20 protein-coding genes are annotated in these 24176 nt (G+C 57.1%); 13 read left to right on the top strand and 7 right to left on the bottom strand.

The window, feature by feature from the left end:
• Positions 1-78 precede the first annotated feature (78 nt).
• Positions 79-975, top strand: a complete 897-nt coding sequence (locus N554_RS0112945) for an SDR family oxidoreductase (RefSeq protein WP_029583854.1) — start codon at positions 79-81, stop codon at positions 973-975.
• A gap of 78 nt (positions 976-1053) precedes the next feature.
• On the opposite strand, the gene N554_RS0112940 is transcribed toward N554_RS0112945, so the two are convergent.
• The gene (locus tag N554_RS0112940; RefSeq protein WP_029583853.1) at positions 1054-1719 is read right to left on the bottom strand and encodes a glutathione S-transferase family protein; all 666 of its coding nucleotides are present in this window, start codon (positions 1717-1719) and stop codon (positions 1054-1056) included.
• Positions 1720-1878: 159 nt separating this feature from the next.
• Between N554_RS0112940 and N554_RS0112935 the strand changes: the two genes are divergently transcribed.
• From N554_RS0112935 to panE, 3 genes are all read left to right on the top strand, one after another.
• Entirely contained in the window at positions 1879-2514 is a 636-nt protein-coding gene (locus N554_RS0112935; protein ID WP_029583852.1) for a DUF2239 family protein, read from the top strand.
• A gap of 177 nt (positions 2515-2691) precedes the next feature.
• Positions 2692-3318, top strand: coding sequence for a 2-hydroxychromene-2-carboxylate isomerase (locus N554_RS0112930; protein ID WP_029583851.1), 627 nt, complete (start codon positions 2692-2694; stop codon positions 3316-3318).
• A 176-nt stretch (positions 3319-3494) separates the two neighbouring features.
• Positions 3495-4415 (top strand): 2-dehydropantoate 2-reductase, encoded by a 921-nt coding sequence (gene panE, locus N554_RS0112925; protein WP_029583850.1) that lies wholly within the window; start codon positions 3495-3497, stop codon positions 4413-4415.
• 72 nt (positions 4416-4487) lie between these two features.
• Here panE and N554_RS0112920 read toward each other — a convergent pair whose 3' ends face one another.
• Positions 4488-5069, bottom strand: a complete 582-nt coding sequence (locus N554_RS0112920) for a c-type cytochrome (RefSeq protein ID WP_029583849.1) — start codon at positions 5067-5069, stop codon at positions 4488-4490.
• A gap of 204 nt (positions 5070-5273) precedes the next feature.
• Positions 5274-6533 (bottom strand): PQQ-dependent sugar dehydrogenase, encoded by a 1260-nt coding sequence (locus N554_RS0112915; protein WP_029583848.1) that lies wholly within the window; start codon positions 6531-6533, stop codon positions 5274-5276.
• 620 nt (positions 6534-7153) lie between these two features.
• Here N554_RS0112915 and N554_RS0112910 point away from each other — a divergent pair.
• The 4 genes from N554_RS0112910 (at position 7154) to N554_RS35775 (ending at position 11897) form a co-directional block, all read left to right on the top strand.
• Complete coding sequence (locus N554_RS0112910; protein WP_036053057.1) at positions 7154-8419, top strand: tyrosine-type recombinase/integrase; 1266 nt, start codon at positions 7154-7156, stop codon at positions 8417-8419.
• Complete coding sequence (locus N554_RS0112905; RefSeq protein WP_029583846.1) at positions 8416-9144, top strand: hypothetical protein; 729 nt, start codon at positions 8416-8418, stop codon at positions 9142-9144. The genes N554_RS0112910 and N554_RS0112905 overlap by 4 nt, the downstream gene beginning before the upstream one ends.
• Before the next feature lie 133 nt (positions 9145-9277).
• A complete protein-coding gene (locus N554_RS38275) occupies positions 9278-9535 on the top strand; it encodes a helix-turn-helix transcriptional regulator (protein ID WP_081851258.1) in 258 nt (85 codons plus the stop codon).
• Positions 9528-11897 carry a primase-helicase family protein gene (locus N554_RS35775; protein ID WP_081851257.1) on the top strand — a complete coding sequence of 790 codons (2370 nt, stop codon included), beginning with the start codon at positions 9528-9530 and terminating at the stop codon, positions 11895-11897. The genes N554_RS38275 and N554_RS35775 overlap by 8 nt, the downstream gene beginning before the upstream one ends.
• Before the next feature lie 681 nt (positions 11898-12578).
• Here N554_RS35775 and N554_RS39885 read toward each other — a convergent pair.
• Both N554_RS39885 and N554_RS39880 read right to left on the bottom strand, forming a co-directional pair.
• On the bottom strand, positions 12579-12917 hold the full coding sequence (locus N554_RS39885) for a hypothetical protein (protein WP_245283589.1): 339 nt from the start codon (positions 12915-12917) through the stop codon (positions 12579-12581).
• Positions 12886-13284, bottom strand: a complete 399-nt coding sequence (locus N554_RS39880) for a hypothetical protein (RefSeq protein WP_156041914.1) — start codon at positions 13282-13284, stop codon at positions 12886-12888. The genes N554_RS39885 and N554_RS39880 overlap by 32 nt, the downstream gene beginning before the upstream one ends.
• A gap of 199 nt (positions 13285-13483) precedes the next feature.
• On the opposite strand from N554_RS39880, the gene N554_RS0112885 reads away from it, so the two are divergent.
• Positions 13484-14284, top strand: a complete 801-nt coding sequence (locus N554_RS0112885; protein ID WP_029583843.1) for a hypothetical protein — start codon at positions 13484-13486, stop codon at positions 14282-14284.
• Positions 14285-14743: 459 nt separating this feature from the next.
• Here the strand turns inward: N554_RS0112885 and N554_RS0112880 are convergent, their stop codons facing one another.
• Together N554_RS0112880 and N554_RS0112875 are read right to left on the bottom strand one after the other, a co-directional pair.
• Positions 14744-16000 carry a type 2 periplasmic-binding domain-containing protein gene (locus N554_RS0112880; RefSeq protein ID WP_029583842.1) on the bottom strand — a complete coding sequence of 419 codons (1257 nt, stop codon included), beginning with the start codon at positions 15998-16000 and terminating at the stop codon, positions 14744-14746.
• A gap of 430 nt (positions 16001-16430) precedes the next feature.
• The gene (locus N554_RS0112875) at positions 16431-18140 is read right to left on the bottom strand and encodes a hypothetical protein (protein ID WP_029583841.1); all 1710 of its coding nucleotides are present in this window, start codon (positions 18138-18140) and stop codon (positions 16431-16433) included.
• Between the two features lie 490 nt (positions 18141-18630).
• Between N554_RS0112875 and N554_RS0112870 the strand changes: the two genes are divergently transcribed.
• From N554_RS0112870 to N554_RS0112855, 4 genes are read left to right on the top strand one after another with little or no spacing between them, the layout of a single operon-like run.
• Positions 18631-19704 (top strand): gluconate 2-dehydrogenase subunit 3 family protein, encoded by a 1074-nt coding sequence (locus tag N554_RS0112870; protein WP_029583840.1) that lies wholly within the window; start codon positions 18631-18633, stop codon positions 19702-19704.
• Positions 19705-19738: 34 nt separating this feature from the next.
• Positions 19739-21589 carry a GMC family oxidoreductase gene (locus N554_RS0112865; RefSeq protein WP_029583839.1) on the top strand — a complete coding sequence of 617 codons (1851 nt, stop codon included), beginning with the start codon at positions 19739-19741 and terminating at the stop codon, positions 21587-21589.
• A gap of 4 nt (positions 21590-21593) precedes the next feature.
• Positions 21594-22853: a cupin domain-containing protein gene (locus N554_RS0112860; protein ID WP_197033567.1), complete on the top strand. Its 1260-nt coding sequence runs from the start codon at positions 21594-21596 to the stop codon at positions 22851-22853.
• 13 nt (positions 22854-22866) lie between these two features.
• Complete coding sequence (locus N554_RS0112855; protein ID WP_029583837.1) at positions 22867-24168, top strand: cupin domain-containing protein; 1302 nt, start codon at positions 22867-22869, stop codon at positions 24166-24168.
• Positions 24169-24176 lie beyond the last annotated feature (8 nt).

The raw sequence follows: 24176 nt of genomic DNA, 5'->3' as shown, positions 1-24176 counted from the left end.
GCGGCAATGGAAGTGCACTCCCCTCTCCGATGAGAGAGGTGTAGAAGGGATTGCCACTGACCAACCGGAGTTCGCCTGATGACCAGTCTTAGGGGCAAGACCCTGTTCGTATCCGGCGGCAGCCGCGGCATCGGACTTGCGATCGCGCTGCGCGCCGCGCGCGACGGCGCCAATATCGCGCTTGCCGCGAAAACGGCGGAGCCGCACCCGAAACTCAAAGGCACGATCTACACCGCCGCCGATGAAGTCCGCGCCGCCGGCGGCAAGGCACTGCCGATCCTGTGCGATATCCGCGAGGAGGCCCAGATCATCGCAGCGATTGATCAGACCGTCGCCGAATTCGGCGGCATCGATATCTGTGTCAACAATGCCAGCGCCATCAGCCTGACCAATTCGCAAGCAACCGACATGAAGCGCTTCGATCTGATGATGGGTATCAACACCCGCGGCACCTTCATGGTGTCGAAATACTGCATCCCGCACCTGAAGAAAGCCGAAAGCCCGCACATTCTGATGTTGTCGCCGCCGCTCGACATGAAAGCGAAATGGTTCGAGCATTCCACCGCCTACACCATGGCGAAGTTCGGCATGAGCATGTGCGTGCTCGGCCTGTCGGCCGAACTGAAGGCCGCAGGCGTGGCGGTCAACGCGCTGTGGCCGCGCACCACCATCGCGACCGCCGCGGTCGGTAATTTGCTCGGCGGCGACGCGATGATGCGGGCCAGCCGTACCCCGGAGATCATGGGCGACGCGGCCCATGTCATTTTCACAAAACCGTCGCGCGAATTCACCGCCCAGTTCTGCATCGACGACAAGGTGCTTTATGAAAGCGGCGTGCGCGATTTCGAACGCTACCGCGTCGATCCTTCGGTGCCCCTGATGTCGGATTTCTTCGTGCCCGATGACGACGTGCCGCCACCCGGCGTCACCGTGAGGGCACTTCCTTCCGTCGGCGAGGTCCAGAAGTCGCGCTAGCTAACGCACCATCCGGAAAGGACGGCGACTGGATTGGTTTGTCGTTTTGCACCTCGCCACGACGGAGGCGACGATCCGCTACCGTCCCACCGCATACGGTCCACCTTTCTCCAGCGCGCGTTTGTAAGCCGGCCGCGCGTGAATGCGCTCGAGAAACGCCATTGCCCTGGGATGACCCTGTTCAAGCGTGCCGCGCGCCGCGGCGGCTTCCAGCGGAAAGCTCATCTGGATGTCGGCGGCGGTGAATTCGTTGCCGGCGAACCAGTCGCTCTTGCCGAGTTCGCCTTCCCAGAACGCCATGTGCTGCTTGAGCTGCGGATTGACGAGCGTGGTCAGCGCCTGATTGCAGACCTTGCGCACCAGCGGGCGCAGCAATGCCGGCGCACGCTTCGGCATCAGCGTGAACAATAGCTTCAAGAGCAGCGGCGGCATTGCGGAGCCTTCCGCATAGTGCAGCCAATAGGTGTAGCGCAGCCGCTCCGGCGTTTTGGACGGCGGGATCAACCGTCCCTCACCATAGGTGTCGATGATGTATTCGGCGACCGCGCCCGATTCCGCGATGGTGTTGCCGTTGTCGATGAGAACCGGCGATTTTCCGAGCGGATGAACCGCACGCAGCTCGACCGGCGCGCGCATGTCCGGCTGACGCTGGTAGCGGACAATCTCGTAAGGCACGCCAAGCTCTTCGAGCAGCCACAGCACGCGCTGCGAGCGGGAGTTGTTGAGATGATGGACGGTGAGCATGGCGATTCCCCCAGCGGATTTTGGCGCGTCTCGCTGCGCCTTGGTCGTGCCAGCCGTGCGCCGGAAAGTCGAGATATCCGCAGCAGCATATATTACCCGGATGTTATTGACAGATCAAATTACCCGGGTATATCTGCCGCAGAAGCTAAGGAGTTTGCTATGAATTCGGGGTCTGACACCGCTTACATCGCGTTTGCGGGCGACCGCTGCATCGCGGCCGGCGATCTCCGCGACGTCGCCCGCGCCGCGAAGGAGATGCTCGAGCGGCGCCAGGATTCCTCGGTTCTGGTGTTCGATGGCAGAACCAGCGGCCCGGTCGAGATCGATTTTCGTGGCACTGTCGACGATGTGCTGGCGCGCCTGCCTGACATCGCCGCCGCGCCCGCCGCGGCCGAAGACGCCGAAAACACGGAGGTTCCCATCTCGCGCGGTCCCGGACGTCCGAAACTGGGCGTGGTCGCACGTGAAGTCACGCTGCTGCCGCGGCACTGGGAATGGCTGGCGCAGCAGCGCGGCGGCGCTTCAGTGGCGCTGCGCAAGCTGGTCGACGAGGCTCGGAACGCCAACAAGGAGAAGGACCGGATCAGGCACGCGCAGGAAGCCGCCTATCGCTTCATCGCGGCGATGGCCGAAAACAAGCCGCATTACGAGGAAGTGGCGCGCGCGCTGTTCGCAGGCGATGCCGGGCGGTTCGAGGCATGGACGGCGTTATGGCCTGCCGACGTGCGCAATCACGCGCGCCGACTAGCCGCGGCGGCACTCGAGCGCGCGGCGCCTGTGGATTCAGCCGGTTGATCCCACAAATGTGAACCGCCGGAGCGTTTTCAAGCGAGCTGGCGACCGGTTCGCGTCGAGAAGACGCGTCAAATCAAGAATCGAGAGTCCCGTTTTGATTCCATCGAAACGAAAAAGGCCCTAGGATGGGTGGAATGATAAGGATCATATAAGAACCGTCATCTCAGGGAGATCGCCGTGAGCCCACCCGTCCCGCAATTCCTGTTCGACGTCGGCAGTCCGAACGCTTTCCTCAGCCACGAGGCGATCCCGGCAATCGAAACCCGAACCGGCATGAAATTCGAATACCTGCCGATTCTGCTCGGCGGCATCTTCAAGGCCACCAACAACAAATCCCCGTTCGAAACCCTTGCCGGCATCAAGAACAAGCCCGAGTTTTATGCGCTGGAGACTGAGCGATTTGTCCGACGTTTTAAGGTCAAGCCCTACACGATGAACCCGTTCTTTCCGGTCAACACGCTCAATTTGATGCGCGCCGCCATCGCGGCGCAGTTCGAGGGCGTGTTTGAGAAATACGTCGACGCTGCGTTTCACCATATGTGGGTGGAACCCAAACAAATGGACGATCCCGAAGTGGCGATGAAAGCGTTCGCTGCGTCCGGGCTTGATGCTGCAAAACTGTTCGCGCGCGCGCAACACCCCGACGTCAAGGCGAAGCTGATCGAGAACACGCAAGTAGCAGTCGAACGCGGCGTATTCGGTACGCCGACCTTTTTCGTCGGCAAGGAAATGTTTTTCGGCAAGGAGCAGTTGCGCGAAGTCGAGGAACTGGTTTCCAGCAGCCAATTCGCCGCGCGCGCCTAGGCCTTTGAAACTTGAGATTCGCCCGCTCGGTGAAAAGTGGTAGCGTGAGGACGCGAATAGCGAATGGCGAGTGGAAATTTCCCTACTCGCTACTAGCTATTCGCCACTCGCTACTCACCTGCCTCATCCCATCTCGAGAATTTTGAGACCCAACCAGAACAAAAAGGAATTGAGCTATGCGCATTCTCGTGGTCGGCGCCGGCGCCATCGGCGGATATTTCGGCGGCAGAATGCTGCAGGCCGGCCGCGACGTGACGTTTCTTGTCCGCCCGCGACGCGCCGCGGAACTTGCTGACGCGGGCCTCGTGATCAAAAGCCCCAACGGCGACGTGACGTTAAAAAAACCGCCAACGGTGCAAGCGGACAGACTTAACGAGAAGTTCGACGTCGTATTGTTGAGCTGCAAGGCATTCGATCTCGACGACGCGATCAAATCGTTTGCGCCGGCGGTGGGGCCGCAGACGGCGATCATCCCGCTGCTCAATGGCATGCGGCATCTCGATGTGCTCGACAATGAATTCGGCCGCGAGCGCGTGCTCGGCGGCCTCTGCGCGATCGCCGCAACCCTCAATGACAAGCGCGAAGTGGTTCAGCTTCAACCGATGCAGTCGCTCAATTTCGGCGAACGCGACGGCAATCTGTCGGATCGGGTTCGCGCCATCGCCGAGGTGATGGCGAGCGGCAAATTCGGCGCGGTCGCCAGCGAAAATATTCTGCAGGAGATGTGGGAGAAATGGGTGTTCCTCGCCACGCTCGCGGCCTCGACCTGCCTGATGCGAACCTCGGTCGGCAACATCCTGAGTTCTCCCGGCGGCAAGGATTTCATCCTCGGTACGCTTGATGAATGCAGCGCTGTCGCGACGGCCGAAGGCTACGCGCCCAGCGGTCCGTTTTTCGAGCGTGCGCGCGGCATGCTGACCGCAGAGGGATCGCAGATGACCGCCTCGATGTTCCGTGACATCAAAGCAGGCGCGCCGGTCGAGGCCGATCACGTGATCGGCGATCTGATCGCGCGCGGCGACGCGGCTAAAGTCCCGGTGCCAAAACTGCGCACCGCCTACACGCATCTCAAGGCGTATGAGAAGCAGCGGGAGTGAGATTTTCATGCGCGCAGCCGTGCACAGTATCTACGTCATCTACCTCGTCCCGGCGAACGCCCGAACGAAAATCTAAAGATGCGCGAGATAATGCGCGAGCGCGGTGATTTCTTCTTCGCTTAGGGGATAGGCGACCTCGGCCATCGCTGCCCCGGCGCCGCCGGATCGCTGGCCCGACTTGTAGTCATGCAGCGCCTTCACAAGATACTCCTCGCGCTGGCCGGCGAGACCTGCCACCGCTTTCGTTCCCACATACGTATCGGTGTGGCATGACGCACAGCGCCGCCCCGCGGCAGCCTCCGCGCCTTTACGGGATAAATCGGGATTGTCGTCGGGCTTTGATGCTTTGGGCGGAGCGAGCGAGGCAAAGTAGGCGCCGAGATTGCGAATATCCTCATTGCTGATTTGTTCGACGATCGGCTGCATCTGCTCGTTCTTGCGCGAACCGCTGCGGAAGAACACCAGCTGCCACTGAGTGAATAGATCGGGCTGGCCGGCAAGCGAGGGAATGTTTTCGATCTGCGAAATGCCGGCTTCGCCGTGGCAGCCGGTGCACAGCTCAGCCTTCTCCTTGCCCGCGGCGACGTCGGCGGCGTGGGCAAATGAGCCGCAGAGAATGGCAACCGATAGCGCCCCAACCAAGGCAATTCGCATCACCGCTCCTCTCTATCCGTCATTGCCGGGCACAATAGTCTGCCTGCGCAGACTACGTAAACTTGTCCGCGCTCGCGGCAATCCATCTTACAAGACAACTTCTTTTGATTCATGCCCGGATCAAGCCCGGGCATGATGACATGAATAAACAGAGGCTGCGGCCACTCGTTCCCGAGCAACCGCAGCCTCCGATTATTCCAACTCCTACTTGCTGTAACTGATGCGGTAGATCGCACCGGCCCAGTCGTCGGCAACGAGGATCGAGCCATCCTTGGCTAGAACGATATCGGCTGGGCGGCCGAGATAACCCTGGTCGCCCTCGAGCCAGCCGGATGCGAAAATCTCCTGCTTGGCATTCTTGCCGTCCGGATCGGCGATGACGCGCTTGATCCGTGCACCCTGATATTTATGGCGGTTCCAAGAGCCGTGCTCGGCGATGAAGATGTTGTTCTTGTACTCGGCGGGGAATTGATCACCGGTATAGAACTTCATGCCGAGCGGGGCCACATGCGCGCCGAGATTAAGCACCGGCGGGGTGAATTCCGAACATTTGTGACCCATCGCGAACTTCGGATCCGGCATGTCACCCTGGTGGCAATAGGGATAGCCGAAGTGCTCGCCGATCCTCGAGATCATGTTGAGCTTGTCGCTCGGCATATCGTCGCTGATCCAGTCGCGTGCGTTCTCGGTGAACCAGAGTCTTCCGGTGCGCGGATCGACGTCGCCGCCGACGCTGTTGCGAACGCCGAGCGCCCAAATTTCGGCATTGCCGGTCTTTGGATCGACGCGACGAATCTGCGACACGCTGGTCGGCGGAATCCCGATATTGAAGGGAGGTCCGAACGGCAGGTAGAACCAGCCGTCCTTGTCGACGGCGATATACTTCCAGCCATGCGCGGCATAGGACGGCATGTCGTCATAGACCACCTTGCCTTCGCCCAGCTTGTCGAGATTGGCTTCGGCGTTCTCGTATTTGATCAGCTTGTCGACCGCGATCACGTACAGCGCACCATCGCGAAATGCGAGGCCGGTGGGCATGTTCAGCCCTTTCAGGATGGTCTTGACCTCTTTCTTGCCACCGCTGTCGGTGATGGCGTAGACGTTGCCGAGGCCGAAAGAACCGACGAACAGCGTGCCCTTGTCGCCCCAGGCCATCTGTCGTGCGGCCAGCACCCCCGGTGCGTAAACTTCGATCTTGAAGCCGGGCGGCAGCTTAATCTTCTTCATCATCGCGGCGAGTTCGGCGTCCGATGCGCCGGTCGGCGGACCGGACGGCGGTGCCTGCCCCTTCTGGGCTTCGGTCTCATCGCCGAGGAACCAGTCGTCCGGCGGATGGGTCCAGAATTCCTTGGTGCCGGACTCGTATTTTTTCAATGGTTTTTGCTGGGCGCTGGCCTGACCGGCCCCCGCGACAACGAGAATTGCTGCGAGCGCAAGAATGGATCGATTGAAAGCCGATTTCATCGCGTCACTCCCTATGCAGCCGGGTGGCTGCGCATGTTATTTTTTCTGAACGTTTCGAGAGACGTATTTTGGTGGTCGAGCGTGAGATAGATCAGAGTGGAAAATGTTATCACATCGGCGCGGGGAGAGAAGCGCGCACCGCGCGGCCCTGTCAGACCGAAATCAAATTGAGAAGGAATTTCCTTGAATCGATTTTATCCGACGCGATCTGCGCGCGCGGTGCAGTGCGGTATCCGACATTGCTAATTCTTTAAGCGATGACTCGCTCAACCCGCCGGCGACGATTTCGCAAAGCTCCGTGCGCAAAGCTCCGTGAGAGGGCAGGTTCGATCATCTGCTGTCTGCCGCGCGTCCTTTCGAAAAACGAAAAGCCCGCTGTCGACAGCGGGCTTTCATCAAACTTTGCCACTTCAAGAAAGTCTGGAGCGGGCGAAGGGGCTCGAACCCTCGACCCCGACCTTGGCAAGGTCAAGCTCTTTGGTTCCGATTAGTAACCATAAGAAAAGTAGCGCGTTGCCAATAGCTTGATGATGTTCGAATATTTCGTCCGGAGGAGTTCGGACGAGTTCGCGTCGGAAGCGTGGATTTCCACTCCCCCAGTACTCCCCGGGGGAGCAGAAATGAAGACCCTCAACCGAAAACGGTTCACCCAGCAGGGCATTGAACGGCTGTGCTATGACAAGGCCGTTGCCCCGCCCAGCGGTCGCATCGAGATTGAGGATGAAGCCTGTCCCGGTCTGTTGCTCCGCGTTACGCCCCGCAACGTGAAATCGTTCAGCGTCATATACCGCGTGATTGGCGAAGGCGGCACTAGTCCAAAAGGGCGGCTGCTCGCTGGGAAGCAGCATCGAATTACCCTCGGGGCGTCCCCGCCGCTGGAACTTACGGCAGCGCGCCGGCAGGCTCGGGACATCATCCAGGCTGCAACAGAAGGCCGGGATCTCCGGACTGAAAGACGCGAAAAGAACCTCGTCCGGTCAGTCAACACCTTCGAGGCGGTCTTCAAGCGATTTATGGAGATCGAAATCATCCCGAACGTGGAGGCTTGGAAGAACGTTGACGGCGTCCTGCGCCGTCACGTGCTGCCTCATTGGGCGAGAACACCCGTTCATGATATCCGGCGCTCGCATATACACGAGCTGATCGATGAGCTCGTCAAACAGGGCAAGCATGGGAGTGCGCGAGAAGTGCGCAAGCATCTCTCCCGATTTTTCAATTGGGTCGTAGATCGTGAAATCATTGCGGACAACCCCATCCATGGTCTGAAGCGAGGCGACCTTCAGGCGAGTGAGGAAGCAGGGCGAGCGCTCAGCGACCATGAAATCCGATACATCTGGCGAGCCAGCTTGTCATTGGGCTATCCCTTTGGGTCGCTTTATCAGCTGCTGCTACTCACGGGCCAGCGTCGCACGGAGTGGGCCGCCGCAAGCCGGTCGGAGATCAACGCTGATAAGCGTTGGCTTGAAATCCCTAAGGCGCGATACAAAGGCGACCGCGACCACCTTGTGCCCTTGGGTAGCACGGTATGGTCGATCGTAGAGAAATTACCAACCTGGACGGGAAACGATTATTTCCTGTTTTCCTCGAAAGACGGCAAAGTGCCGGTATCTGGCTTCTCAAAAGCAAAAATTCGATTGGATCAAGAGATCCGCCGAATGATAACTGAAGATCCGGCCGCTAGCATCCTTCCCTATCGTATCCACGACTTACGGGTGACTTGCGAGACCAGACTCGCCACGCTTGGTTTTAATCAAGATGTCCGCGATGCCCTGATTGGACACGCAAAGTCAGGACTTCAGAAAACCTACAACAAATATGATTACTTGAGGGAAAAGTGCGAAGCGGTCGTGGCTTACGAAACTCACATCTTGAGCCTAGTTGCATGAGCAGATTCTCTGATGAAATTGCGCGCCAGCTCGCCAGGGACACGTTCACATACCGGATCAAACACTATGCTTCGCCGACAGAGCAAGCTGAGGCAGAAAGCCCGGGCCCGCTGGTCGGCAAAGAGGACGAGTTATTGCACGCGCTCCAGGCCGCCGAGCAGATTTACGATCAATTTCTCGAGGAATTTCTATGTCTAGAGAAGATGCGGGCGTTGGACGCCGCGATGCCCAAACGGTGCGAAGAACTAGCAACCCACCTAGAGCGGGCGCTAAGCTGTTGGTCGGAGATGGCCGGTAGGCAGCTCGAACTCATCTATACTTTCGGTGAACCACAGCCGGAGCGCGCAGTTCAGCGGTTCGAACAAGCTCTGAGGCAGATGATTTCATGTGCTCGATTTAGGGCCGAAGAACCGCGATTGCCCCCTAAGGTCGGGCGTCCCCGCGGTAAGGGCCTTTCGGGCGTGCCGCTCCTACCATTAGAAGAGTTCACCAAGGTGCTGCGCCAATTTTGGATACAGGAAACTGGGTCTCGATTTTGGTTCGCCGAGACGAGCATGGATCATATTGATTCAGAACTGCGTGAGCCGACCAGTGCCGCAGCGCGGCTGGTTTGGGGCGCAGCTAAAATTCTCGACGAGCGATGCACGCTTTCCAACATCAAGGAAGTTATGGCTGCCGTTTCAAAGTATCCCCAATTGCGAGACGACATATTAGACCGATCTTGAAAAAGACCGCCGGTCTAAACGGAGCGAGTCAAGCCCCTAAACTCATCGGCATTCGCTGCATTTACGAGTTAGAAATTCTTCGCTGACGCTGCTGTAACTCCCTCGTCGCATCACGACGAGAAAGGAACAGCACATGCGATTCTTGAGAGTTCGAAAAGTCGTCGAAATGGTCGGCTTTTCTAAAACCACGCTTTACGCCCGCCTGAAAAACGGCACGTTTCCAAAGCCTGTTATCCTGGGCCCTCAAACTGTGGCGTTTGTTGAATCAGACGTTCTCGACTGGATGAGGCGTCAGGTTGCGCAGCAGAATGCAACAGCGACAATCAACTCTGCACGAGATTCGCAGGTTGGTAAGGCGGCGCCTTCTTGCCAAGGGGGTTCCGATGTCTGAAAACGAGTTCAGCACGGCCTCGTCCGACAATGATGCTGCAATCGAGTTCTTGCAGCAATTCGAACCATCTGGGCCGTGGGTGTTAACCGCAATCCGCCCCGATCGGAAGGGAACCGAGACAAGGACCTTCTATCCTAGCGCGCTCGATGCGCTTACCGAATGGCTCAATTCGCGAAACGGAAATTTGAATATTTACTTCCACGTTAACCACCCCATTCGCGATTTGATGAAGAAAGCGGAACGCGAGGACATCAAAGAAGTCCGGTGGCTTCATGTTGATATCGACCCACGCGTAGGGGAACCCCTTGCAGAAGAACAGCAGCGTTTACTGTCACTGCTAACCGATAAAATACCACCTGGAATACCGAAGCCGACTGCCATTATCTTTTCCGGCGGTGGTTACCAAGGCTTTTGGCAACTCAAGGAACCTATCCAGATTGATGGCAATTTAGAGCTGGCCGAGAACGCCGCGAGATATAACCTCGCGTTGGAAAAAGCTTTCCAGGCCGATCACTGTCATAACATAGACAGAATAATGCGGCTGCCGGGCACGGTGAACATCCCCGATGAACGCAAAAAGAGAAAGGGACGACAACCATCTCAGGCGAGGCTGATCGAGTTTGATGCGGCCAGATCGTACCCGGTAAACGCGTTCTCACAAGCGCCCTCGGCTCGTGGTGACCAGACTGCTGCACTAGGGCGGCCTGGTCAAACAAGTGGCTCAGTGAAGATTAGCGGCAACATTCCCAGGATCGCGGACCTCTCCGAACTCGATGAATGGGGTGTGTCGGACCGGTTGAAGGTCATCATTGCGCAAGGTCGCCACCCGGATGAGACTAAACCGGATGACAACAGCAGATCCGCATGGCTGTTCGATGCAGTGTGCAACCTTGTACGGTATAAGGTGCCGGATGATATTATTTTTTCTCTCTTAAGGGATAACGCATGGGCCATTTCTGAAAGCATTTTAGACAAGGGCGGCAATGCCGATAAGTATGCAATTCGGCAAATTGAGCGCGCGAAAGAAGAAGCAATTAGTCCGGAACTGCGGCAGCTCAATGAATCCCACTTCGTGATTGAGAATGACGGCGGAAGGTGCCGCGTTGCTGAGTGGGTTCCCTCTGAGGGCGATGGGCGCGAACAGCTAACGAGCCAATCGTTCGAAGATTTCCGAAATCGCTTCATGCATATTCAAGTATGCCTCGGAGCCACTGCGCAAGGAGCGCCGGTAACAAAGCCGCTTGGAGAATACTGGTTGAGAAATCCACAGCGCCGGCAATTTCGCGGCCTTGTGTTCCGCCCCGGAAGAGAGCGAGTTATCAATGGCTTCTTAAACCTTTGGCGCGGGTTTGGGGTAGAACCGGCACAAGGCGACTGGTCACTGATGCAAAAGCACATCGAATCCGTCCTAGCCGCGTCGGACCCTGTATGTGCTGATTACATCACCAAATGGGCAGCATGGGGCTTGCAGCATCCTGATCAGCCTGCAGAAGTTGCATTGGTTTTTAGGGGTGGCCAAGGCACTGGCAAATCCACCTTCGGCCGCGCGATGGCCAAATTATTTGGACAACATGGATTGCAGGTAACCGCCCCCGGTCAATTTGCAGGTCGCTTCAATGCTCACCTACGAGACGTGTGCTTGCTATTCGCGGACGAAGCAGTGCGGCCTGATGATAAGTCAGCTCGAGGCATTCTCAAGGCTCTGCTGACGGAGAAGAATCTCCCGATGGAAGGTAAAGGACGCGACATTATCCAGATGTCGAACTATGCGAAAGTAATTATGGCTTCCAATGATGATTGGGTTGTCCCTGCTGACATCGACGACCGACGTTTCGCCGTATTTGCAGTTGCAGAGGATCGCAAACAGGACGAACCATATTTTGCTGCTCTCAATAACGAAATGGAGAATGGTGGCCTAGCAGCGATGCTACATGATTTGCTTTCAATGGATTTGGGCGATTGGCATCCTCGCAGAGGCATCCCTCAGACCAAGGAAAGAGATATTCAGAAAGCAGCGTCTCTTGCCGGGTTTGAGGCTCTGTTTCTTGACATGCTTCGCGAGGGTGAAACAATCGTGCATCATTGGGTCAACAACGATGAACCCTTTGTCGCAACCTCTGAGCTTACAGATTATGCCCAAAAGCGATTGCGCCGAGAGGACATGACGTTCAACAAAGTCAGCAGTCTCTTTCGTAAACTAGGGTTCAAAAAGGACGACCGAGCAAGGCCACGCGGGTTCGTGCTGCCAGCATTGGGGCCTGCCCGAGAGGCTTGGGACCGGGCCTTCGCGAAAGTTGCTTGGGATGACGCCCAGGACTGGGCTTCAATCGAGCCTTCGCGTCCCAAGGACGCTCCCTTTTGACTGAGACAAACTCAGGAACCACGATTGCCGACTTGCCGACCCACCGACCCCGAAAAATTCCGTGGGCTCGAGAGGTCTCCACGAGCCTTTTCCAAGCTGCTGAATACGTAATTGTTTTAGGTCGGCTAGGTCGGCAAGTCGGAATCTAAAGGCTAAAACAAAAGGTTAGCTGAGCCGTCCTTTCACCGCATTAACCGACCTGCAACAAGACGAGCAAAGCGATTGGTCATGCCCCCTGTAAACGAAACAAGGTGCGATATTTCAACTCATCAAAATTCATTGGCGCAGCTGTAGTTTAGGGCAATTTGCCGTCTCGGAATTGTTGTCGGATGGGGTTTTTTTGAAAGTAACTACCCGTTGCTCGACTTCAAAGTCTCACTTCGTGTGAGCTATTTGTTTGGGCTTGAAAAGCCCTCGTCGGTTTCGCCGGTATCAATTGGAGTTCCTACGCGCGCGCGCGAAAGCCCAATATCAGATTGGCGCGTCTCCTTGCATGAGGCCTAGCTTTGGCCGGAATTTACTCCTCTCAAGGTTAGGGCCGAGCGAAAATAGTTGTTGAACTGTAGCCCGAACTGCCATTTGAAATTGTACGGGGGAGCAAAGGGGGAGCGTTAGTTCGGCGGAAAGGTTGTGGGGCCGAGCGTTGCGCAGAGCCTAACCAAGCCGGCCATCTATCAATGCCTATGTCATCATGCTCGGGCGCAAATGAGTGTCTTTACTCTCACGGTCGCCATCCAGATATCGAGCTAGCGCGCCGGCCTCACCGTCAAGAAACATTTCGAGAGCCACCTTGCTAACGCTCCATTTGCCCCCGATTCGGCCGCCGAGGCCCTCGCTTTCACACCAGTTACGGATCGTACCTGGCGACCTTCTGGCGCGGCCTGCCACCACCGCGCGATATGCCCCGGCGGCTTCCTGCATCAGCGTCAAAGCGTCGGACGCACTCGGCAGGACAAGCGTTGCCCGGACGACTTCTGTCTTCACATCTTCAAGACCACTGTCCTTTATCAAGCGTTCCAAGACGCCCTCGCCTCCCAACGCGAATATTCCAGGCTGCCCGGGCGCGGGGGGCGACTTGCCAGCACGACGCAGAAGGATCGCCATCGGCTGCGCCATGAAAGGATTGATGGCCGGGGTCGTAAAGACCAACGCCGAGAAACGCGCACCAGGCTTCAACGCGCGTCGGAGAGACACCGCGTTTCGCCGATGCGGAACCCGCAAGTCGCGCCGGATCGATGCCATCGGCCTTGAGGTTCTCAATTACGCTCTGCCGTATGTATTCCGATTTCGATTGAAAATGCTGGTTCGCCGCGGCGTCGATCGCATCGGAAAGATGCTCAGTCGCTCGAAACTGCACTAATCTTTGAAATCTGGTCGCGTTGTCCATGGTAAGTTCCAATAGCATGCGTATTGCATGCGGTTGAACTTAGGCTGATTGGGAGGCCGGCATGCGCAGGCTTTGCCAATCCTTTAAACGTTGTTGCATTTGTTGGAATTAGCAGGGGGCGAAACGCCGAGAGTAAGGCCGTCCCCTCGTGACCGCGACTCGCAATAAGACAGATCTAAGTACAATGGGAGCTGCTAACATGGACTTCGTTGCGCTCTGGAAAGCTGCGTCGATTGTCGTAACTGGCATTTTTGGTGTGCTGGCTCTGCTGACTGAATATAGAGACAAGCAGACAAATAAGGTTACCAAGTGGGGCTATATTTCGCTGGTTGGGATTTTGGTTTCGGCGGGATTTGGCGTTGCTGCACAGCTCATAGAAAATTCACAGCAGGAAACCGCGCGTGAAACGGTAGCTAAGCAGACCCTCACGCTGCTGGAGAACACTGGTCGTGCGGTTGGTGATATACAGCGGATTTTGAGTTCGATTGACGATCCTGCAATTTCGATACAGATCAAGATCCCATGTACAGATGCTGAGTTTGTCAAATTCTGCCAGCTTCCCGCTGTAATTTTGCTTGGGCATTCGATTCCGGAAAAGTTGCGGCCCAAGTTCGATCTGGCGCTAGGATTTTGCTTCATCAAGGAGGCCTCGGCCACCAATCGAGCAGCGGAAGAACTTTCACACGATTGCGATCTGTCCTTGTTCGCAAGCTTATCGGAGTCTGCTAGTCGAGGCACATTCGAGCTCACAAGAACCAAACATGGTTTGGTGATCGACATTTGGGCGAAGACTAGCGTTAGTCAAAATACTGGCAAAATTGTCAGCCTTCGAGACATGTACGGTTCGACCGTCGAGGTGTTCGGTTTTCGCGATGGCTGGACGCCCGGTCGATTTAAGGTAAGAACGAGAAGCGCGCAGGAAGTATCATTTGAACCTCAATTTAGCCCTATCAAAGATACGACTGGATACCGAGCAGTTGTCCCAGCGAGCAAATCCTAACATGGAAAGCGCACCGCCGGATCAGACGGCATAACCGCGCATGTATCGCTTATGACGCAAATGAGGTCTCGGAGTCGTCAGGACTGAGCATTACCCGTTCACTGGATTTTTTGCTGGCAGCCCAAACCTATTGAAGTAAGACACCACGTCTTAACGAGGAGGCGGTCAGCGCGTTGTATGCTTGTGCCGCTGATGATCACATCGTCCAAGGTGAGGCCAAGAACATCAGCCCAATTTTAGTCTCAGGGCTTCTCCAAAGACGAGCCTGCCTGTGATTGGATATAGCCTGCGGTATGGGTGTGGTGACCCGGCTCGCAGCGAGTGGACCGCACCGGGAACGTGTCGGTAGTGACGGCATGCTAGCCTTCGTTGCCACCACATCTTCCGACCTGCCCACAAGTGCACCGATCGCGCGCTAGCAATTTCGACCTCTTGCATCGCGGATTTTAGGGACTTTTCTTAGTTCCCGGGAAGTGCACCATCCAATGCCGCCCCCATCGCACGCAAACGCTCGTTCAACTTTGGAGCTGATACAGAAATTGCATTGTTGATTGCCTTGCGAAAACTAGTATAGAGCGGCGCAGCTGCCAGGACGTCGGAATCGGAATAAACATCCTCACGAGCGGGCAACAAATATCTAGGTGCTTCTCTGATATTCAGATCGGGAATCAGCAACATGCGATAAGTCTCATTCTCGATCATAAAGCTGATAAACGCCCGCGCGTCCCTGAGTCTTTGACCTTTAACAGCTACGTCGACAACAAACAGATCGACCCACCCGATAGGCTGAGATCCCTCGTCAGCCAACGGCCATTCCGTAACGGCAATTTGTGACGCATGCTTGCCTCTAGCGGGATCAACGCACTTCTCGTCATGTAGGCAGGACTGCGAAGCTTCGGTCAGCACGTAGTGGAGTAGTTCAGAATAGCCCACAAGCGCCCTGCCATTTCCTCTAGCAAATTGTCGGCCATAGAAGCCGGAACGCTGATGATAGTCTTCATCTCGCCCGAAACGAGACTGCGATAGTTTGATCACACGCTCCATCGCATTCAGAACGCTTCGATCTGGATTTTGAGCATCGAGGCGCTGCAAAGCAAGAGCTGTTGACTGGTAGAGATCCATTAGGCCGTCAAGGTACATCTCGCCAAGGGTTGAGCTGCCCTTCAGATCAATCAACAAACCACCACGCTCTCGAAGCGGCTGCGAGAAAGCATTTTCAAGGTCGTGTAGTGTACGCACTTCCCTTAGCGCCGTATCGGGTGATCGATAGATCAAAAAATTTCCACATACCCAGTGCGGCGTCCCATACGTAACGCCCTTATGCGAGGCGGCGCGTTCTGCGAACGGAATCATTGCTGCAGCTGCCGCTTTTACCGGCTGAAGTCTGTTGGCTTCAACGAAATCAGCGAGGAATATTGAATCAAGCTCATATACGTCAGCAACTTCATCGATCACTCCTCCCTTGCCCGGTCGATGATCGTAATAGCGTGGCGCAAACGAAATCCGCAGGTCAATCGTCGGATACCTTCGTTCAAAGGCTTCCTCGATGATCCAAGCCGCGCTTTTGGCGTCCGGAATGAATGGATATAAGGATACGCGCAGTATTCGGCGCGATTGAACTGATTCTGGATCGGCCAATAAATCGGCACCAGTGACCGCTCCGGACGAGATCACGAGCGTTTGAATGCCAAGCCAAAGAATAGCCCCCAATCGCATCTTTCTTTCCTCCAACTAGCACCGAATCGCGCAGCTCGCTACCACTGCAACAACTCCGAAAAGAAATCCCTCCCGCAGCACAGAGGCGCGAGAATCGCACAAGTTGCGAGTCCCGACGGCGACCTCCCTACATTTTCACCCCACCGGCCTCCCAAGTCTTGAAGAGATCAAAGTAGGTGTTTGAAATTTACAACATAGCGTTTGAAAATTGCACAAGTTGTCAACCGCGCAAACGTTCTTGTCGATGAAGTCAGTACCTACCTGTCGAGCGCGCGCGTATCGATGAGCTGCAGGCTCTCAGCCGTTACTACAGTGCGGCGGCCAATTCGCTGCTTCGGCGCGAAACTGCCCATGTCGACTTTGTCCCACGCTTCAACATTTCGCTTTCAAAGATTCAGCGTAAGCGTCAGGCGCTCGAGGTGCGCCACCTTTAGATTTCTGATGAGCGCGCCACGAGATCGTCGCGATAATGGCGATATCCCCGTGGAATAATCAATCCGACACATAGCCCGGTTGCAAAAACCACAGGTAATACAAATCGCAGGATCTTGAGACCTGGATTCTTTTCTATCGCTTCCGAGTCAAATGTCAGAAGCGCAAAATAGCTCTCTACATCAACATTGGTTTGAGCGACCACGGCTACAACGGCGAGGGCAGCTGCAATCACCCCCGTAGCAAGACCATCAAGGACAAATCGGAACGGAAAGCGCAGCGGAATGTCGATGAGGATCGCAGTAATCATCCCGATGGCGGCTGCGACGAGGCCAAATGGCGCCACCTTTAACAAGGCTAGAGCGGCCTCTTTGAGTCCAATCATTTGGGGCAACGAACTCATGCTGGCGCTCAGCAAACTCAGAATCGTGATCATAAGGACAGCCATCAAGCCTCCCGTGATCGCAATCACAAGATACGCGAGAAAGTGACCGACTCGCCTCCTCTTCAGTGCTGGCTTGCTTAACTCTTGTTTCTCTACCGACCGTTGCCAAATGAGAACTGGCAGTACAGATGCGATCGCAAGAATGGCTAGCTGGCACGGCCAAACGAATACCGTATCAAGGAAGGTGTTGTCGGGCTTCCATCCCCTATACCTAGCAATGAAGTAAACGAGCGGATAGATCGTTACCACAAGGAAGAAAACCATTTGAGCCATGTCTTCGAGCATGTAACGAAACATGGCGGAAGGATTCACCCGGTCTTTGATGCGGAAGCCGAATTCGGACAGGAACTTCCGATGATCCCCCGAGTTTCTTGATGATTGCAGAATGCCGCAGCAGAATGGCAGATACTGCCGCTTGATCAAAGCCGAGAGGCGTTCCTTGATCTCAACTGAGCGCTTTCCGCGATCTAACTGAGCCTCCGCGTTGTCAGGCTCCGGGGACTTTAGAAGCGCTAGATAGTAACCGAAAACCTCCGCGATCGAGTTGAATTCAGTTGAGAGCAGTTTCGTTAGTTCTTCGTTGTCTCGGTACAGGTCGTTGAACGCTGACTCGGAATTCTTCCACTCTTGAAAAAGTAGATCCAACGATCCCGCGCGCAAGAGCAAAACCTTGAGATCCTTGTCGTCCACAAGCGCCATGAAATCAGCATCGTGGCGTGTGTGCTCCGCTATGTGCGACAGAACACGCACTCTCCTCTCGAGAGGAAGGCCGAATTCGGCTTCCTCGAGCTGAGAGATCATGGTCCGGACTTTGGTTGGAATTGAGGCCCATAGCTGCAAAATTTCCCGAACCGATCTGTCCGCAAATGCTAAAGGACTTTTTTCAAACCCAAACAGCGCGATGGTCGCAAGACCCGCCAGAATGGGAGCGACCCATTCACGAGTTGAATCGGCTGCTAACCTCTCAAGCGAGCCCTCAAGAATGTCCTCGCTTGCTTTCGCAACGTCTTTCGAGAAGGCCGAAATTATTGCGATTGTTAGGTCGGGAAGATTGTCGAGTGTAGCGAAAACGATAGTGGCAAGGCTGACGTAAAGTATAGCCGAAAAGACAAAGTTGTAAGGAGTGGTCCACGATCTCGCATCTTTAGGATACTCTGACAGATTGCGCGCAATTGCGAGAACATGAAATTTTCGTACGCTCAAAATCACAATAAGGAGCACGATTAGACCGGTTAGCGTCGCGATGTACGGCTTTTCGAGCATCGATCTCGCCCCTGAAGCTGTACTGATGCATTTGTAGCATCTTTGCCCTGCTCAAGGCGTCAGGGCACGTCATTTTGCGCTGGCTCGGCTGGCGTACTTCTGCTTTTCAAGCGGACGATCGGGACCGAATACTGCAGACGCTCACGGGAAAAATTCTCTAATATCTCAATCGGGCATTCTACGGTTGTCTTGTTGTTCCTGCAATCGTAAATAAGTCCTCATTAGTTGAGAGTTCACCCTAAGCCGGCTCACTATTCGTGATCGGCTCTGGGCTTTCGTTACGGCAGGTTACAAGCGGAACTCAGATTGAATTGCGTGTTGTCAATGTAGATCGGTTAGCGGGTAGATGCCGTGGGCTTCATAGGCAATAAGGGAACTTGGATTTTTCCATAGACAATCTTAGGTGGCCTTGCCAAACTGATTAGACCCGATCCCTGTTTTCGGGCACAGCGGATGCGGCTCTGTGGACACCGCCCGGTCTGGGTGAGCTGTGACAGTTACGGTTTTCGAACCGGGCAGCGAGTACGTGCTGAATCATTGCACGAAGTATTTGGCGCGCGCCGGCGCTCCGCCGCCACCGAACGACGAAGCGGCCGCGGAGGCTTTCCGAGCCAAGATCGCCGAGGCTTGGCGGTTTCCTATCATCGGGCTCATGCGGGTCGCTGACGCACATCCCGAACTCAACCTAGTCACCTTCGTCTACAAAACGGTGGCTGGTGACACGGGCTCCATTCAGGTCCTCGGCACGTTCGGCGAACTCTATCGCCCTATCCCTCTCCAACCGGTCATGTTCGAAGGGGAAGATACTGGCTATCGCGCCGTTTCAGTCGGTATTCCGAAGGCGCAAGTGCACACCTACAAGTACGTGCTGGACGGTCACTACTTCGTCGATCCCGTTAATTCCCAACGCGTCACCCTCGGCAATGGACGAGTCTGGTCGCGCTTCTTCACCGACGGATATCTGCAGCCGCTCGTGCTCGAGCCGTGGGAGGTGCGCATTCTCTATCGGCTGATCGAACAGATCCTGCCGTTCCGCGGCAAGGAGGCCGAGAATTTCCTCAAGCGTTACTATTTCGGGCTGAACCGGGAGCAGCGGAAAGCCGACATGCCGAAGGCCTTCCGGCTTGACGACTCGGTCGGCGAGGTCAACGCCATCGACAAGTTGTTGGCGCGTGAAGAAGCGCACCGTCTAACCGATTATCGGCTCTGCCTTCGCCAGATCGACCGCGTGCTACGCAGGCAGAACCCGTTCCTCGATCCCGCCGACACACCGGCCGAGGAGTTCGTCGAACTTTACGAGAAAATGGCGAAGAGCCACGGCAGTGGCGACAATCCGATCCCCGGCTGGGATTACGGCGAATACGGCAATCCAGCCTTCTTTCTCTACATCCTGCGTCGCCATGCAGTGACGTGCGCGTTCTCGCACCCGAAATATGCCGGCAACGTCGGCGCTGCCGGCTGGGCCTTCCTGTCCGAACGCTATTCCGATCCGGCGACCGGGACACTGTTCGACTGGCGGCCTGCCATCGAAGCGCCGCTCGGCACCAGCCCCTACTATCGATGATGGCTCTTGCGGGTGCCGGTGATGAGGATCAAAGATGCAGGACTCCTTTGATGTGATCGTGGTCGGCAGCGGGGCGGGCGGCGCCCCCATTGCGCATCGTCTCGCTCAGGAGGGTAAAAGCGTCCTCGTCATCGAAAAGGGACCGCTGCTGCGCCCGCACTACCAAGTCCCCGGGGAGCGCAGCGACTTCCGGCGCGACGAGATCTATGCATCGAGCGCCGAGAAGATTCTGCGCGTTCCCGGTCTCGCCAACACCGGCGTGTCCTACTACAGCAGCCATGTCGAGCCGGACATTAATGATGAGCCGCATGTATATAAGGGGGCGAAGGGACAGGACTACGGTACGATGGAGGGTTACACCGCCCAGGTGGTCGGCGGCGGCACCCAACTCTACGGCAGCGTGTCGCTGCGCTTCACGCCGACCGACCTAATGCTGAAAACCTTCAACGACGACCGCCGTAGCCCCATCAATAACGACCCCAATGGGGACGTGCGGGGTGAGGCGCGGGACTGGCCGATCGACTACGCCACCCTCGAACCGTACTATGTCATGGCCGAGGAAATGATCGGTATCAACGGAACGCGCGACAATCAGCAGAAGCCCTTCAGCGCGGTGAAGTATCAGAAGCCCCTGAAACCCAACCCGATTAGCGCCTTCGCGCACGACGGAATGGTCGAACTCGGCAAGCGGCTCGGCACCAACATCGAGCCCTATCGGGCCCCGCTGGCCGTCATTACCGAGGATCATCTCTCAAGCGGTCGCAAGATCCCGCGCGATGCGAGCGGAAACCCCGATCCGGAGTCTGCGAAGACCAGCTACGTGAACCGCTACGGGGATCCGCTCGGTTTGAAGTCGAGCACTTGGGTGGCGCTGCTGAGCCCCGTCATGGAGAAGCCGAACTTTTCCATCTGGCCGAACTGCGTCGTCACCCATCTGGTCAGCGACGGCGCCAAGGTGACCGGGGTTCGGCTCCTCGATCCGGGCGGCGCCGAGCGCTTTATCAACGCCAGGATCGTCGTCGTCGCCTGCTCGGCGATCGAAAGCGTGCGCCTGCTCAAGCTGTCGGCGGCGGCGGACGAGAATTTCGACCGGCGCATCAATAGGAATCCGCTGCTCGGTCGCTACTTCCTCACCCATTGCTTCGGCGGCGCGCGGGCCTTGATGCCGAAGCCCTTCGACAAGTCGAAGGCCCTGGACGCAGACTGGGCGACCGACTGCTGCGCCACCGACGACTTCCTGGAGGCCAATGGTCTGTGGGCCGGCGCGGCCATCTACAACAACACGTCCGATCAGGCGCTGCCGCTGTCGCTGTTCCGCACCTACGGGAGCCAGGACCTCGACACGCTATGGAACGGCTTCATGAGCGCGACCGAAATGCGCGGTGACAAATTTATTGATTTCCTCGACAATGAGTTCGGCCGCGGGCTGTCGATCAGCTTCATGGCAAACCAGGTGCCCCAGTTCGACAACCGCATCGAGTTGCACCCCCGCGTGAAGGATAAATGGGGGCGGCCGGTTGCCTATGTGATCAAGGATTGGCATGCGCACGACCGCTACCTTATGGACGTGATGGCGCAACAATGCGGCAATGTGCTGCGCTACGGCGGCGATCCGGTCAATCACGACTATCCGATCCAGGGACAGGGCTCGATCTACATGGCGGAGAACGCTCTTGCCCGCATGGCCAACCACATCCTAGGCGGGGCGCGCTTCGGCAACGACCCGAACGACTCCGTCCTCGATCCACAGTGCCGGGCGTGGGATTTCGACAATCTCTACGTCACCGATGGCGCCTTCATGCCGACTTCCGGCGGCGCCAATCCGACGCTCACCATCCAGGCGAACTCGTTCCGGGTCGCCGACCACCTCCTAAGCAGGATCTAGCGCCATGGATCCACGGCTCAACCTGATCGCCGACGACGCTGTCATCCCGGCCGCGGTACGGACCGCTGACGCCGCGCCGGCCTTCAACGCCAACGTCCCGGCGCCGTGGAATGAGGTCTTCAAGATCGTTTTCTACCCCGATCGCATCTATCATGCGCAATACCTTAACGCGACGCGCAGCCCGCGCTACCGATACAATGTGCTGGAAGTGCGTGGGCGGGCCGACTTCATTGCGCTCAAGTGCGAGGTATATCTGGACGGCAAATTTCTATGCAACGCGCTGCGCCTCGAATATCGCGGTGGCCGCCTCGCCGAGCAGACGCGTGAGCGCGGCCGCCTGCTAGGCGACGAGGTGCTCGCCTGGGTCGAGATCAACCATGCCGATGCCCGCTTTAACAAAGGCATCAGGCGCTACGTCAAGATGTTCTTTGATCGTTATGTCGACGCCTATCAGGTCGAGATCTGGGAGACGCTCGAGCCGCCGCAGACCGTGTCTCACTCCTTCAAGGTGCTCGACCAGATGGGCCTGCACAAGCCAATCACGGCAATTCCGAGTTTCAAGGCCGTACTCAGGGATATCCGCAGCGTCAACCGGGTGCAGGTCTCGTTCCGAGAGGCCGATCTCGATCGGCCATTCAACTATCGCACCGGCAATCCGGGCTGGGACAACGATTTTGCCCAGTCGCACCAGGAGCCCAACAAGCCCGCACCTAACTCGGGCGAGAACACGGTCGAGGACCGAAATTACGCGATTTCGTTCCAGCGCGGCTGGATCAAGGATGCCAAGGCTGTTACGCCCGTCCTCTACCAGAACGCCATGATGGAGCCCAGCAGCGCCGACTATTTCAGAGGCGACGCGCCGACGCCCGGTATAATGGACGGCATCAAGAACGTCATGGGCATGCGCTGGATCATTCAGCGCGAGCTCGGCGGGACCATCGTGTATTTTCACGAGGTCGAGCTGCCGCCGGGAGCAGTCGAAGGCACGCATCAGCATGTCGGGTCCGAGGAGCTCTATTACTTCATTGAGGGCGAGGGCATCGCCTATCTGGGCGACGGCGACGACCCGTCTGTCGATGCCACGTTCCCCTTGGTGGACCCGACGCCCGATATCTATGGTCTTGGACTTAAGCCCTGCCGGGAAATCCCGGTCCGCCCCGGAATCACGCTGTTCACTAAGAGCGGCGGGATCCACGGCGTCCGCAATCCCAAGGGCAACGCGAGATCGCTCAAGTTTGTCGCCTTCGGCTATCACTCCTCCTAAGCGCAGGTCTCGCATGTCCTCCCTTATGATGTCCGACACGGTTCTGCGGGTGACGCCCGGCCAAACGCCGGACTACAACAGCCGCAATCCACTGACGAAGCTTCTCGGGATGGTCGAGACTCACCGCCTGGCCGCTGAGCGGCACTTCTATCTAACAGACGAACTGCAGGCGCTGGTGCCGTTCAGCCATCTCGATTTCGCCGGTCCGCAGGGCGCCGACGCCGATATCCTCGACCCGACCCGCCAAGACAACAAGACCGACTTCCAAAAGCAGAACGTGCGGGACTTCCTTGTGACCGACACCTATCTGCTGCGCGGCTGGGTCACGCCACGGGCCTGGAAGGACGTAGAAGCATTCGATCCTATGCCGGAACGGATCGTCCCGTTCCTTAAGCTCTCCTATCGGGCCGGGCCCGATTCCAAGCTCGCGGAAGCGCTGGGACGCTTACCTGGGCAGAGCATTCGTCTGTTCCTCAAGGTTAATGGCCGGGAAGCCGGTGGTCTGATCACGGTGCCCTACAACGAGGCGACAGACCGCTACGAGATCGAGTTATGGGGGGATCACGGCAGCGACTTGCGGGCGATCTTTTCGAGCGGTGGCGACGAGCGCGGTCTTGCCTCGCTCGACCGCGGCGAACTTATCACCCGCCCCGATATGATCCGCGGATTGCGCAGCGACTTCGATCGCGAGGGCAAGGACGACGTTGACGTCCGAATCGTGTCGTCGGACTGCACCATGCATCCGCTGCTGCCCACCCGCATTGAGGTCGCCTGGGCGGACGAGACCGGGCAGAGCTGGGATTCAAATGAAGGCGCCAACTACCATTATGAATTCAATATGATGCTGCGGGGCTGGGACGCCTACCTGAAGGCCGGGATCAGCGCCAACCCGCACGGCGGGCTGGGCTTCCTCCACTATCGCAATCTTCTATCTAATTATTTCGGCTTTGCCGGGAGCGGCGAACTCGGACGCACCGTCGAACCCTGGCAGTTCGACGCTATGGGCGGTAAGGCGGACGGCGAGCGCAGGGAAGGATTCTTCGCGATCGATTATGCCGACCTACACATCCTCAAGAACAACTGCGGCATCGGCATCCACCGCCATCGCGACAACCAGGAGATCTTCTTTCTTCTCGAGGGACAGGCCGTGATGGTAACGGGCGACTGGTACAGGTTCCCCGACCGCGAGCGCTGCTTCGAGCTGCGAACGCTACGGCCGGGCCATTTCGCGCTGCTGAAGCCCGGCGGCCTCCACGGCATGATGAACGCGACCGACAGCGACATCCATCTGCTCATGTTCGGTGGCTACGACTAGGACGAGAC

This window comes from Bradyrhizobium sp. URHD0069, from assembly GCF_000701345.1.
Lineage (GTDB): Bacteria > Pseudomonadota > Alphaproteobacteria > Rhizobiales > Xanthobacteraceae > Bradyrhizobium.
This window is presented reverse-complemented; position numbering and strand designations above follow the sequence as displayed.